At 43.6% G+C, this 13,954-nt stretch carries 13 protein-coding genes; 3 read left to right on the top strand and 10 right to left on the bottom strand.

Going from position 1 to position 13,954, the window contains the following annotated elements:
* Nucleotides 1-352: 352 nt before the first annotated feature.
* Nucleotides 353-1,135, bottom strand: coding sequence for a peroxide stress protein YaaA (gene yaaA / locus WFH18_RS08880; protein WP_004278979.1), 783 nt, complete (start codon nt 1,133-1,135; stop codon nt 353-355).
* Nucleotides 1,136-1,258: 123 nt separating this feature from the next.
* Here yaaA and WFH18_RS08875 point away from each other — a divergent pair, with 123 nt between their 5' ends.
* A complete protein-coding gene (locus WFH18_RS08875) occupies nt 1,259-1,891 on the top strand; it encodes an alpha/beta hydrolase (RefSeq protein ID WP_004645565.1) in 633 nt (210 codons plus the stop codon).
* 32 nt (nt 1,892-1,923) lie between these two features.
* Here the strand turns inward: WFH18_RS08875 and WFH18_RS08870 are convergent, their stop codons facing one another.
* The 5 genes from WFH18_RS08870 to pheA form a co-directional block, all read right to left on the bottom strand.
* The gene (locus WFH18_RS08870; protein WP_004278982.1) at nt 1,924-2,466 is read right to left on the bottom strand and encodes a GNAT family N-acetyltransferase; all 543 of its coding nucleotides are present in this window, start codon (nt 2,464-2,466) and stop codon (nt 1,924-1,926) included.
* Nucleotides 2,454-2,816, bottom strand: coding sequence for a hypothetical protein (locus WFH18_RS08865; RefSeq protein WP_004278984.1), 363 nt, complete (start codon nt 2,814-2,816; stop codon nt 2,454-2,456). The genes WFH18_RS08870 and WFH18_RS08865 overlap by 13 nt, the downstream gene beginning before the upstream one ends.
* A gap of 99 nt (nt 2,817-2,915) precedes the next feature.
* Nucleotides 2,916-5,162: a bifunctional prephenate dehydrogenase/3-phosphoshikimate 1-carboxyvinyltransferase gene (locus tag WFH18_RS08860; RefSeq protein ID WP_004278985.1), complete on the bottom strand. Its 2,247-nt coding sequence runs from the start codon at nt 5,160-5,162 to the stop codon at nt 2,916-2,918.
* A 3-nt stretch (nt 5,163-5,165) separates the two neighbouring features.
* A complete protein-coding gene (hisC, locus tag WFH18_RS08855; protein WP_004645569.1) occupies nt 5,166-6,257 on the bottom strand; it encodes a histidinol-phosphate transaminase in 1,092 nt (363 codons plus the stop codon).
* Nucleotides 6,258-6,323: 66 nt separating this feature from the next.
* The gene (gene pheA, locus WFH18_RS08850) at nt 6,324-7,433 is read right to left on the bottom strand and encodes a prephenate dehydratase (RefSeq protein ID WP_004278987.1); all 1,110 of its coding nucleotides are present in this window, start codon (nt 7,431-7,433) and stop codon (nt 6,324-6,326) included.
* A gap of 487 nt (nt 7,434-7,920) precedes the next feature.
* Between pheA and WFH18_RS08845 the strand changes: the two genes are divergently transcribed.
* A complete protein-coding gene (locus WFH18_RS08845) occupies nt 7,921-8,439 on the top strand; it encodes a DJ-1/PfpI family protein (RefSeq protein ID WP_004731605.1) in 519 nt (172 codons plus the stop codon).
* Between the two features lie 85 nt (nt 8,440-8,524).
* Here WFH18_RS08845 and WFH18_RS08840 read toward each other — a convergent pair whose 3' ends face one another.
* Both WFH18_RS08840 and WFH18_RS08835 read right to left on the bottom strand, forming a co-directional pair.
* On the bottom strand, nt 8,525-9,667 hold the full coding sequence (locus tag WFH18_RS08840) for an acyl-CoA dehydrogenase family protein (protein WP_004278989.1): 1,143 nt from the start codon (nt 9,665-9,667) through the stop codon (nt 8,525-8,527).
* Between the two features lie 159 nt (nt 9,668-9,826).
* Entirely contained in the window at nt 9,827-11,170 is a 1,344-nt protein-coding gene (locus WFH18_RS08835; RefSeq protein WP_004278990.1) for a dicarboxylate/amino acid:cation symporter, read from the bottom strand.
* 409 nt (nt 11,171-11,579) lie between these two features.
* Between WFH18_RS08835 and WFH18_RS08830 the strand changes: the two genes are divergently transcribed.
* Nucleotides 11,580-12,581 carry a glycosyl transferase family protein gene (locus tag WFH18_RS08830; RefSeq protein ID WP_004278991.1) on the top strand — a complete coding sequence of 334 codons (1,002 nt, stop codon included), beginning with the start codon at nt 11,580-11,582 and terminating at the stop codon, nt 12,579-12,581.
* Nucleotides 12,582-12,666: 85 nt separating this feature from the next.
* On the opposite strand, the gene WFH18_RS08825 is transcribed toward WFH18_RS08830, so the two are convergent.
* Together WFH18_RS08825 and WFH18_RS08820 are read right to left on the bottom strand one after the other, a co-directional pair.
* Nucleotides 12,667-12,939 carry a YeaC family protein gene (locus WFH18_RS08825; RefSeq protein ID WP_004278992.1) on the bottom strand — a complete coding sequence of 91 codons (273 nt, stop codon included), beginning with the start codon at nt 12,937-12,939 and terminating at the stop codon, nt 12,667-12,669.
* A 3-nt stretch (nt 12,940-12,942) separates the two neighbouring features.
* Entirely contained in the window at nt 12,943-13,881 is a 939-nt protein-coding gene (locus WFH18_RS08820) for an NAD(+) kinase (RefSeq protein ID WP_004645573.1), read from the bottom strand.
* Nucleotides 13,882-13,954 lie beyond the last annotated feature (73 nt).

Here is a 13,954-nt window from a genome sequence, read left to right as displayed (position 1 = left end):
GCTCGAGGTACACCAACCAAGCGCTGGAATTCAGAATCTGAAAAACGATTTAATTTCTGATATTTCATGAAATCTATATTGAGGCAGTTTTTACTTTCGCAAGAGGTCTAATGATCTAAATAAGGGAGATTTTGCTAGGGATTTCAAGATGTTTAGCGATATTTTTTATTTTTAATTACCTTGAAGCTCTACCTGATATTCAAGAATTACAGATTTTATAGTTGTCATGATGCTGTCTATTATTCCCTACTCACATCACATGCATGTACATAGTTCAAGAACCTAACCATAATAACGACATCCCAATATCCGGCATATATATCCTCATGCTGAATACTGGGAATCATCTCATTTATGCACTCAGTTGTTCATCACGTTTGAACACCAGTTCTCCCTTAAGTGAACTGTCTGCATCGAAATAATAGCCATCGCTATTAAAAGCTTTCAACTCTTCGACACAATCAATTTTATTTTCAATCATAAAACGCGCCATGAGACCGCGTGCTTTTTTGGCATAGAAACTAATCACTTTATATTTGCCATTTTTCTGATCCAGAAATACCGGCTTGATAATGTCTGCCTGAATTTTGCACTCGTTGACTGATTTGTAATATTCATCAGAGGCGATATTCACCAGGATTTCAGAATTTGCTGCTGCTAGATCCTGATTAATCAGATCAGTAATGTGATGTGCCCAGAAGTCATATAGGTTATGCCCGCGGGAATTGGCCAATTTGGTTCCCATTTCCAGACGGTACGGCATCATCAAATCCAAGGGACGTAAGAGTCCATATAATCCAGACAACATGCGTAAACGGTCTTGTGCATAGTGCAGATCTTCATGTTTTAAACTATAGGCATCCAGACCTGTATAGACATCGCCTTTAAATGCAAAAATCGCCTGACGGGCATTGGCTAAATTAAAATTCGGTTGCCAGTCATTAAAACGTGCGGTATTTAAAGTGGCAATTTTTTCACTAACACTCATTAAGCTGGAAATTTCTGTTGCAGAAAGTGTGCGACAAACGTTGATCAAGTCCTGTGAATGTTCTAATAATCTCGCTTGAGTAAATTGGTCAGTCGGTAATGGAGTATCGTAATCGAGAGTTTTGGCTGGAGAAATTAAAGCGAGCATGGCAACCTGGTCAAAAAATGATTAATCAAACTATATCAGTCTGCTTATTTTAATTCCAATTCATGTTTTTATTCACCATAATCGTTAAAATGCACGATTCTCCTGTTAATCATCGGTTTTTATATGCCCGAGCAAATTTTTCTTCAAGGGCCTGCGGGTCAGATTGAAGTTTTTGTGGATTATCCTCAGGGTGAAGTGAAAGGATTCGCGGTAGTTTGTCACCCCCATCCATTGCAAGGCGGTACACCACAACATAAGGTTCCGGTTTTACTGGCACAAATGTATCTGGAACGTGGCTGTATTGTGTATCGTCCAAGTTTCCGTGGTTCTGGTCAAAGTGAAGGTATACACGACGAGGGCTTCGGTGAGACGGATGATGTATTAGAAGTCATTCGGTTCGCTCGCAACCAGCATATTGCCCTGCCTTTTTATGCAGGCGGTTTTAGTTTTGGTGCGCATGTCATGGCAAAAAGCTATGCAGCCTTACCGGTAGAACTGCAACCAAAGCAAACCATTTTATGTGGTCTGCCGACTGCAACAGTAGCTGGTATTCGTCATTATGTGACACCAGCCATCAAAGGCGACATTCTGTTCATTCACGGTGAAGCCGATGAAGTGACTTTGCTCTCAGATATGATTGAATGGGCAAAGCCACAACGCCATTTAGTGACCGTATTACCTGGTGCCAACCATTTCTTTACCGGCTATTTAAAGCAATTACGGATCGCAATGACCCGGTACTTAGCGCTTGGCTAAATAAAAAAACCCATCAAATGATGGGTTTTTTATTAAAAGACAAAATCTTCTGCAAAAATTTCATACATCACAGCCCGATATTTAGGCTTATCGATGTAGCGGATAATTTTTCCGCCCAAGCGTTCTGCAATTTTACGGCTAGCCCAGTTTTCTTCTGCTACCGGGTAGCTTAAAACTTGAATCCCTAATGTATTGAAAGCATAAGCCACAACACAATGCACTACCTCATGTCCATAATGATGACCATGTGCAGTTTCACGAATCCAAATACCGACTTCAGGTATTTCATCATGAAGTCGATGCAAACCACATAGCCCAATAAATTCTTGTGTTTCAATATGACGGATCACAAATACATATTCTTTATAATCAGTCATATTTTCCAGCCAATTTTGCCAGACTGTTGCAAATCCCTGTTCAGATTGTGGTGGGTCCCACGCCATAAAACGTGTCAAACTCGGCGTAATTGAAGCATAAGTTTCTTTGGCATCGGCTGATTTAAAACAATTCAGGATCAAGCGTTTACTTTGCAGTGTAGGCAAAGCTGATTGAGTCTGTTGAATTAGCTCTTCCATTCAAACTCGCTAAAGCGTTCCTGCTCTTTTAGAGAGGTTTCCACTGCCTGTGCAAGCTGATTAAGCAAACTTCTTTCGGTGATACGATCCAGCCAGTCCTGTTCTTCTTCAGGATATGAGGCAATCTCACAGACCAGATGCCCTTGTTCATCTCTGGTTTCGCAACTCACTGATAAAGGCAGCGCATGTTCTTCTACGCTGACGGCAACCTGAGCACCACTTTGGCTTAAGGTCTGAAAACCGTATTTACCTAATTTTTCGGCAAGTAAATGTGCTACATATTCCTGGGTTTCTTGACCATCCCGTGGTGTTTGGCTCTGGGTATTGGCCATGAATTTTAATTTTCGCATCGCTACTTCCAAATGGCTTTTTTCTTATATGGGTTTAGCATAAGCAATATAAACAAAACAGCCAAGCAAAAGCTTGGCTGTTTCACATAATTTTAAAAATTATTCTGATACTTGAATTGGCAGTCCTGCGATTGAGGTCAATTCTGTGAAGGTCGGGAAACTGGTTGCGACCGTTTCGGTTCCGACAATCTTGATCTGCTCCGAATTACGCAAACCGGCAATCGAAAAACTCATCGCGATACGGTGATCGTGATGCGATTCAATTTCACCACCCGTAAAGATTGGCGACCAGTCACCAGACTTGCCCTTACCTTCAATGATGATGCCATCGTCCGTTGGGGTACAGTCGATGCCCATGGTTTGAAGACCGTCGGCCATCACTTGAATACGATCCGATTCTTTTACGCGAAGCTCGGCAGCACCGGTCAGGATGGTTTGACCTTCGGCACATGCAGCCGCAATGAATAGCGCCGGGAATTCATCAATTGCCAATGGCACCTGATCTTCCGGCATATGAATGCCTTTTAAGGTACGTGTACCACGGATACGAATATCGGCAATCGGTTCACCGCCTGCAATACGCTCGTTTTCAACTGTAATGTCCGCACCCATTTGCTTGAGGATTTCGACCACACCAGTACGGGTCGGGTTAATGCCAACTGCTTCAAGGGTCACATCCGAGTTTTCAGTAATGGCCGCACCGACCATAAAGAAAGCAGCAGAAGAAATATCTGAAGGCACCTGAATATTGGTTCCAACCAGCTTTCCGCCACCTTGCAGTGAAATTCGATTACCTTCGGTTTTCACTTCATAACCAAAGGCACGTAGCATACGTTCAGTATGGTCGCGTGTTGGTTCTGGTTCAGTCACCGAAGTTTCACCTTCTGCCCATAGACCTGCAAGTAAAATCCCTGATTTCACCTGAGCAGAGGCCATTGGCAAATCGTACTGAATCCCTTTCAGGTTTTGGTTGCCGGTGATGGATACAGGTGGCGTACCTCGCTCACCAGTGGTCTGAATTTGCGCACCCATTTCACGTAAAGGCTTGGCAATACGCTCCATTGGACGCTTGGATAAAGATGCGTCACCAGTCATGACTGAATCAAATTTCTGTGCTGCTAGCATACCCGACAGCAAACGCATTGAAGTGCCTGAGTTGCCCATATAAATGGCAGACTGCGGCGCTTTTAAGCCTTGCATGCCAACACCATGAATGGTGACTTCACCATTTTTAGGGCCTTCAATGCTGACTCCCATATCACGGAAAGCTTGCAGTGTCGCTAGAGCATCCTCACCTTCCAAAAAGCCGGTCACATGTGTGGTACCTTCTGCAATCGCACCAAACATGATCGAGCGATGTGACACAGATTTGTCACCTGGCACGGTAAATTTACCCTGAAATTTCTTGGCACCCGGCTGAATGGTAAATTGTTGTGTCACTTTATTTTTCTCCATGAAAGGTTTCTTGGCGAGCATATGGTTGAAATGCTGGCGAGCTGCCTGCGCATGACCCAATAAGCCCATCAATGCGTGGGAATCTTCATCTTCAATCAATTTGCGAATAATCGCGAGCTGCTGTTCAAAGCCATCAACAGCATTCAGAACTGCTTTTTTGTTGGCAAAAAAGATGTCATGCCACATTTGTGGATCGCTAGCGGCAATTCGCGAGAAATCCCGGAAGCCACCGGCAGCATAACGAAATATATCTAAATTGTCTTCACGCTTGGCCAATTGCTCAACCAAGTTGAATGCCATGAGATGCGGAAGATGACTGGTATGCGCCAGCACTTCATCGTGCTTGTCGACATCCATACAAATCACTTCGGCTTTCGCCGCTTGCCACAGCTGAATCAGTTTATCGACGGCCCAGTCTGCACTGCTTGGCAGTGGCGTCAAGATCACCTTGTGATTGGCAAATAAATCAACTTTACCTGCATGCACCCCGGTATGCTCGGCACCTGCAATCGGATGGCCCGGTACAAAACCTTCAGGCAGTTCATCGCCAAAAACCGCTTTCGCTGCATCGACCACATTACCTTTGGTACTACCCACATCAGTAATAATGGTATTGGCAGATAAATAAGGCTTGATGGCTTCCAGCACCTTTTGCGTGGCACGCACCGGTAATGCAAGCACTACCAGATCAGCACCTTTGACCGCTTCCACAGGATCTGCATAGCCTTCGGAAATCAGGCCAAGAGATTTAGCATCTTCCAAAGTCTTTTGTGAACGTGTCGATGCAACAATGTCATTGGCCAAATGCTCAGCTCGAATGACACGCGCCAGACTTGAACCAATCAGTCCAAGCCCGATAAATGCAACTTTTTCAAACAGTGGCTGCGACATGGTTTAAGCTTTTGCCTCTAAACCGAGTACTTTAGCCAATGCGCTTAAGAATTTCGCATTTTCTGCTTCAGTACCAATCGATACACGAATGTGATTAGAAATACCGACCGGACGCACAATCACCCCTTGCTTAAGCAAACCATTGAAGGTTGCTGATGGGTCTGCTTGTACATCTACCAGAATAAAGTTGGCACGTGAAGGTACATAGTTAAGACCCAAAGCCTTAAAGCCAGCCTCAAGTTGCGCCATACCGGCTTTATTCACTTCACGAGAACGCGCGATAAAATCTTCATCTTTCAGTGCAGCCACCGCAGCCACCATCGCAAGATGGTTGACATTAAATGGTTGACGAATACGGTTCAGGTAATCTGTCACTTCAACTGAAGCCAGAGCAAAACCAACACGTAGTGCAGCCAAACCATAACACTTCGACAAAGTACGGCTAACGATCAGGTTTGGATATTGCGCAAGGAATTTCAAGCTGTTGAAGTTTTCCGGGAAATATTCAACATACGCTTCATCCAGAACCACAATCACATTGGCAGGAACTTTTTGCATGAAAGCTTCAAATTCAGCTTCTTCGAACCAGGTTCCAGTTGGATTGTTCGGGTTTGCAATGAAGACGAGTTTGGTATTGTCTTGAATTGCAGCCGCCATTGCTTCCAAGTCATGCGAGAAGCCTTTTGCTGGTACTTCGATCGCTTGTGCATTAATGGCTTGAGTTACCAATGCATAAACTGCAAAAGCATGCTGGCTATACACCACCGAATCATTTTCTGAAACGAATGCACGGGCAAACATTTCCAGTAAGTCGTTTGAACCATTCCCTAAGGTAATCTGATCATGATTAAAACCAAACTGGGTTTTGATCTGATCTTTCAGGATAAAACCACCACCATCCGGATAACGGCCAATTTCAGCAATTTCCGCAGCTACCGCTTCTTTGACTTTATCTGAACAACCTAGCGGGTTTTCATTTGAAGCCAGTTTGACGATATCGGTAAGCCCCAACTCGCGCTCAAGTTCACTGATTGGCTTACCCGGTTGATATGGCTTTAATTTTGAGATGCCTGAATTGGCTGGAACAAACGACATTTTAGACTTCCAATTTTAGGTATAAAACAGTGGTCAGCATCCTCGCCCTGACCACGGATAGCTGACTTAAAGTACAGCTGCAGGATATGAACCGAGCACGCGAACTTCTTTGACCAAAGGACGAATTTCTTCAATGGCTGCTTTCACGTGTTCCTGCTCAATATGGCCTTCAAGATCAATAAAGAACACATAAGCCCATTTTTCAGGAAGTGCAGGACGCGTCTCAATACTGGTCAGACTGATATTGTGCTTGGCAAATGGCGCCAGAATTTCCAGCAAAGCCCCGGCACGATCATGTGCTGAAATCAGTAATGAAGTCTTGTCATTACCACTTTGCGGCACTTTTTCACGACCAATCACCAAGAAGCGTGTGGTATTTTCAGGATTGTCCTCGATATTGCTATGCATGATTTCGAGATCATAAATGCTCGCGGCAATTTCAGAGGCAATCGCGGCAGAATGCCATTCATTACGAATACGGCGCGCTGCTTCTGCGTTGGAGCTTAAAGCGACACGTTCCACACCCGGATAATGGGCATCCAGCCACTTACGGCATTGTGCCAAAGTCTGCTGATGCGCATAAATCTGCTTGATGCTGTCTTTACGGGTATTTTCAGAAATCAGGAACTGATGGTGAATCGGTAATTCAACTTCGCCAATTACATTCAGGTTCGATGTTTTAAAACAGTCCAAAGTATGGTTGACCACGCCTTCAGAAGAATTTTCTACCGGCACCAGACCATAATGGGCACTGCCCGCTTCCACGTCACGGAAAACTTCATCAATGGTCGGTAAAGGACGAACCACAGCATCATGACCAAAGTGCTTGAGTACCGCAGAATGGGTATAAGTCCCGACTGGGCCAAGGAAAGCAATGCTTTGCGGAGCTTCAAGTGCAAGACAGGCCGACATGATTTCACGGAACAGACGCGCCATGGTGGTATCAGACAATGGCCCTTCATTACGTTCCATGACATTACGCAAAACCTGAGCTTCACGTTCTGGGCGGTAAAACAGCGGATTCTCTTCTGAGGCAAACTTTGCTTTTGCCACAGCTTCAGCCAAACGTGCCCGACGGTTAATCAATTGCTGAATTTGCTGATCAACAGAATCGATATCTTCACGAATTTTTACCAAATCAAGAGAAGTCGTGGTGTTTTGATCGTCGTTGATCATTGTTCTGTCGCCCTTCATAAACCTTATCTGTTCAGTATAACAATAGTGAGCTTTCAAATGTTACGCAATATGACATTGGTAGATTAAGTCTTAAAAACATACAGTTGATTTTAACCGTTTATCGCTTTTGGTCATATCTAGTAACATTTACTTCAGCTTTTCTGCTTGATTTACATTATTAAATTGTAAACTTTGCCTGTCCATATTAACTGATTTTAAGGAAGATGAAATATCACTATTTCTTAATCTATATAGCGGTTTTAAGCATAAGAAAATTAAAATAATTGCTTTGCAAACGTCATTTTTGAACCATTCATATCTAAGATAGATTTCACAATAAAATGCACACTCTGCAACACCATTTTTATCGACTTCTCTTTGATTTCACTTATTTTTTACATTAAATCACTACTCCATTACAAAGCAGAGACGATTTTTTAACCAATCATAGATAGTCTAACTTAAAACAAGCGTTTGGGTGTCAGTCATGCCAAAAAGAATAGCTGTACTTTTGACGAATAATTTTGAAGATCAGGAATATCTTGAACCCGTTGCGGCCTTGCTTGAAGCAAAGCATAGCATCTGTAATATTGAGTTTAATGCAGGAAACGTGGTCTATGGTCTGCATGGCTGTTCTGCAGTGACGATTGACCGGGGCATCGAACAAATCAGTATTGATGATTTTGATGCCTTGCTGATTCCTGGCGGTGAATCTGCAGTTTCCTTATCTACCGATCTCCGGGTGCTGCAGTTTATTCAGGCTTTTAATCAAGCCAAGAAAACCATCTTTAGTTTATGTGATGCATCATTATTACTATGTGAAGCAGATGTGCTAAAAAATCGAATTATTACCAGTATTCGCGCGCATGCCAGTCGCGTACAACGTGCCGGTGGCACGTATTATGATGCAGAACTGGTGAATGACAATAATCAGTTGATTTCATCGCGTCTACCCAATGATTTACCCATTTTTATTCATGAATGTTTGGATGTCTTAAAATCATAAAGTCTTAAAAAATATTTCCCATCTTGGCTATGTTCTCCCCCTATAAAAAAGAGTCCTTCGGGACTCTTTTTTTATGGTTGAGCTATTAACGTCCTAACAGACCGCGTGCCACGATCTCTTTCATGATTTCATTGGTACCCCCATAAATCCGCTGGATCCGCGCATCAACGAAGAAACGTGAAATTGGATATTCAGTCATATAGCCATAACCCCCAAATAATTGCAGGAGATTGTCCGCGATTTTCATCTGCATATCGGTAGAAAAGCTTTTCAATGCTGCTGCAGTTTCTACATCCAGCTTCCCTTGCATATAAAGCTCAAGATTCTGGTTATAAAAAGCTGCGGTCGCCAATTCATCAATTTTCGCTTGCGCAAGCACAAAACGGGTATTCTGGAATTGGCCGATGGCCTGACCAAAAGCCTGACGCTCTTTCACATATTGTGTAGTCACATCAATAGAGCCACGAATAGCGCCTAAAGCGGTGGCAGCAATGGCGGTACGCTCACGCGGCAATTCCTGCATCAGGTAAGCAAATCCCTGTCCCGGCTGACCCAGTAATTGCTCCTTTGGCACTTTAACATTGTCGAAGAACAGCTCAGACGTATCCTGAGCATGCAGGCCAATTTTGTCCAGATTGGTGCCTTTTTTAAAGCCTTCCAGATGAGTATCAACCAGCAGCAATGAAACGCCTTTGGCGCGGGCTTGCGGATCAGTTTTGACGGCAAGCACCACCAAGTCAGCATGCTGACCATTGGAAATAAAGGTTTTTGAGCCATTTAACAGATAATATTCATCCTGCAAGATAGCGCTGGTGCGCATGGCTTGTAAATCTGAACCTGCGCCTGGCTCGGTCATACCGATCGCACCGACCACTTCACCGGTCACCATTTTTGGTAACCAGTATTTTTTCTGTTCTTCGGTACCGATATGCAGGATATACGGTGCTGCAATATCGGAATGACAAGACAGACCTGTGGCAATGGCACTGTATCCGGCACGTGCAGATTCTTCGATCAACATCAATGAATAATCGGTCGGCACCCCATAGCCACCATATTCTTCCGGAACATCGACACACAAGAAGCCATTTTCACCGAGTGCATTCCAGACTGAACGCGGCATCAGACCTTCACGTTCCCACTGGTCATAGTATGGTGCGACATGTTCGTTCATAAAGCGTTTAAAATTATCGCGGAATAATTCTAGATCGGCATCGTAGGCAAGCATTCTATTGTCCTTGTTGTTTATCATTTGAGTTTCCTTTTCACAGACTATCGACTTTCATGCTCCCTGTCATGTGCCGGCATTCATCTTTTTACTAACTTCACAGTCAATAAAAAAGGGAAGCCGAAGCTTCCCTTTTAGACACGAAAGACAGACTCAAACTTAGTGAGCGTTATTTCCTTCTTGCGCCATTTTTTCATCAATTTCTGCAGGATTTGCTAAAGCATAGTTCAGCTTGTCCATATCTAACTGGCCAACCCATTTCGCAACCACTAAAGTCGCCAAAGAGTTACCAACCAGATTGGTCAAGGCACGAGCTTCAGACATGAAACGGTCAATACCGAGAATCAAGGCCAGACCTGCAACAGGAATATTACCTACGGCAGCCAAGGTTGCCGCCATCACAATAAAGCCTGAACCAGTCACACCTGCCGCACCCTTAGATGAGATCAGAAGTACCAGAAGCAGGGTAATTTGATGAGACAAATCAAGTTGCGTATTGGTCGCTTGTGCAATGAAGATCGCAGCCATCGTCAAGTAAATCGACGTACCATCCAGGTTAAATGAGTAACCAGTTGGAATCACCAGACCTACTACCGACTTCTCGGCACCGGCAAGTTCCAGTTTCTTCAACATACGTGGTAATACTGACTCTGAAGATGACGTCCCCAGTACAATCAGAAGTTCTTCGCGAATCAGGCGGATCATCTTCATGATGCTGAAACCAGCAAAACGCGCAATTGAGCCCAATACGATGAAAATAAATAGTACACAGGTGATATAGAAACAAATGATCAACTGTGCCAGCTGAGCAAGAGAACCAATACCATATTTACCAATTGTAAATGCCATCGCACCAAATGCACCGATTGGAGCAAGTTTCATCACCATGTTCACGATGTTGAAGAATACATGTGAAATCTGGTCAATGAGTTTCAGGACTGGCTTGCCTTGATCACCCAGCTTATGCAGTGCGAAACCAAAAATGATCGCGAACAATAGAACTTGCAGAATTTCGCCTTCCGCAAATGCGCCCACAACCGTATTTGGAATGATGTTCATCAGGAAGTCGATAGTCGATTGTGACTCACCTGAAGCGACATATTTACTGATGCCAGTGGTATCCAGTGAAGCAGGATCAACGTTCATGCCCACACCAGGCTTGACGATGTTAATCACGACCAGACCGATGACCAAAGCAATCGTGGATACGATCTCGAAGTAAAGTAAAGCCACACCACCAGTTTTACCGACTGATTTCATGCTTTCCATACCTGCAATACCGCTGACCACGGTACAGAAAATCACAGGTGCGATAATCATTTTAATCAGACGGATAAATGCATCACCAAGCGGTTTAAGCTGTTCGCCCAAGCCAGGGACATGCTGTTCTACGCCATTGATAATTTGCGTACCACTAGGCGAAAAATGCCCGACCAGAATACCTGCGATAATGGCCACAATCACTTGAAAATACAGTGACTTATAAATTGGTTGTTTCGCCATAATAAATCTACTTGAACGATATCAAAAATAAGAAAGACCATTTTGAGAAATATACTGACCTCTTCATCCCTTCTCAGGATGAACCGGATCAAGTCTCAAAAGGCTCAAGAGAATGTTCAAAAATGATAATCAGCCATGCATTGAATCTGACACTCAAGTATCAGACCAAAGTATTAAATGGGAGAAAGAGATTAAGAAAAATTAAACAGACTCTAAAAATTGCCTAAATTTTACCGAATATTCAGACTAAATGTGCATAACTTATTATGCGCTTGTTTATGTTTTAACCAGAATAGATTAGACATTAGTCGATAATCAGATTTAACTGATTGTTTTACGTATACTGAAATGTTTATGGATTTTCACCCTCTCCCTTGACATTAATATTTTCTGCAAGCTGTAAAAAGTTATGAATACCAAAAGAAATATTTATAAAGATTTCGAACATCCCTTTGCCCAATATGTACGCATTGTGGGTAAAGGGAAAAATGGCGCCCGCTCTCTCAGCTATGATGAAGCCTATCAAGCCTTTAGCATGATTTTAAAAAATGAAGTGCTGGATGTGCAGTTAGGTGCATTCTTGATGTTATTGCGGGTCAAGGAAGAATCTGTAGATGAGTTGGCCGGTTTTGTACAGGCGACACGGGATCAGCTGAATTTCAAAAAACTGGATGTCGATCTGGACTGGTCTTCATATGCAGGCAAACGCAAACATTATCCATGGTTTATTCTGGCAGCCCTGACACTGGCCAAGCATGGTTATAATATTGTGATGCATGGTGCCTCGGGCCATACCATGAACCGCGTTTACACCGAACAGGTGCTGACTTACTTAGGCTATCCAATCTGTCAAAATGATGCCGAGGTTGAACAGCAGCTACAACAACAGCATTTTGCTTATATCCCGCTAGAAGTGATTTCTCCAATTCTGGCGGACTTGATTACGCTGCGTAATGTCATGGGGCTACGCTCCCCAATTCATACCTTGGCGCGTCTGATCAATCCGTTTAATGCCAAAGCGACCCTGCAAGCAATTTTCCATCCGGCTTATCGTGGTTCGCATCAGCAAGCGGCTTTCCGCTTAGGCTATAAAAACAGCGCAGTGATTAAAGGTGAAGGCGGCGAATTCGAGCGTAATCCGGATGCCAAAACGCTTATCTGTGGCATTAAAGATGGTGAACTATATGAGCATGAACTGCCGAAACTAACTGACTACCGCAGTCCGATTGAAGAAGAACTGGATCTGGCGCTATTTAAAGCTGTCTGGGACGGTCAGCAAAGCCATGATTATGGCGAGATTGCAGTGATAGAAACTATGGGCATTGCGCTATATACCATGGGCGTGTGTGACAGCTTTGAAGCTGCGATGCAAAAAGCCAAAACCTTATGGGTGAATCGCCACACGGTTTAATCTTTATAGTATAAAGAAAAAAAGCATTGTTAATCACTTAACAATGCTTTTTTTAATTGTATTGCTATTGGCTGGGAATTAAGCCTTAAACAAAACGAATCGGCTTGAATTCTGGTTCATTTTTGTGATGATCATCATCACATTCCTCACCCTCTTCTTTAGTACCGCGATCGATATAACCGCTGCGCTCATTTTCAGGCAGGTTTTTCATTTCCCAGGCATACACTGCCTGCATACAGGTCTGACGCTGTTCTGGTGTCAAGGCTACACCGTTTGGCCACTTTCCAATTTCGACTGCTGTTCTTAGACGTTCAACAATCTCAGGATTGAGTACGGCAAGCATTTGTTCAATATTCATGATTTAATCCTGCTTAAAATAATCAAAGTCCTGATTCCACCCCAGTTTGGTTCGACAGGCATTATAAAAGTCATAACCCGGTGGATGCAGAAGATTCAGTTTAAAGGGATGCTTGCGAATATGGACGCTATCGCCCACATTCAAAGACACACTGTGTTGTCCATCCGCACTAACCATCGGCAGTACGCGATTTTCACGAATCAGTAATTTAATTTCACTATGTCCACCGACCACAATCGGGCGTGAAGACAAGGTATGCGGATGCATCGGTACCAAGGCAATCGCATCCATACTTGGATGTACAATCGGGCCACCACCAGAAAGCGCATAAGCCGTAGAACCAGTCGGCGTAGAGACTATCAGGCCATCGCTGTGCTGACGATAGACATATTGTCCATCAATATTCAGTTCAAAATCGATCATATGTACCGATTTCCCTGAATGTAGCACCACATCATTTAGAGCAATGGCATCGTAAATCACTTCACCTTTGGAGCGAATTTCGACTTCGAGTAAAAAGCGTCGCTCAGTCTGAAAGTCACCCTTTAATACCTGATCCAGCTTGAATATCACTTCAGTCGGCTTGATATCCGTTAAAAACCCCAGACGACCACGGTTAACCCCGATCACCGGGGTATTGTACTTGACCAAGGCGCGTGCTGCATGTAATAGCGAGCCGTCACCGCCCACGACAATCACCAGATCCACCACCTCACCCAATAAGGCACGACTGACGGTTTGGGTATTTTGATAGGGAACAAGTTCAGCTGTCGCTGCATCAAAAACTGGGTGTAGGCCTAAATTGAGAAGATGATCGTGAATAAGGCATAAGGTTTCAACCACCGACGATTTATCAGGACGTCCTATTAACCCGATATTTCGAAAGGTCTTATGGGAAATTTGCACCAGTGTCGTCGCTCCGCTACGAATCCTGCTTATCATAACATTAAGCTATACCTGGATGACAATTTATAACAGTGCTTCATAGGTAGGAAATTATTTGAAATATATTCGA

Source organism: Acinetobacter sp. USHLN143 (assembly GCF_037145695.1).
In the GTDB taxonomy this organism is placed as follows: domain Bacteria; phylum Pseudomonadota; class Gammaproteobacteria; order Pseudomonadales; family Moraxellaceae; genus Acinetobacter; species Acinetobacter fasciculus.
Note: the sequence above shows the minus strand (reverse complement) of the source record. Positions and strands in the feature narration are given on the sequence as shown.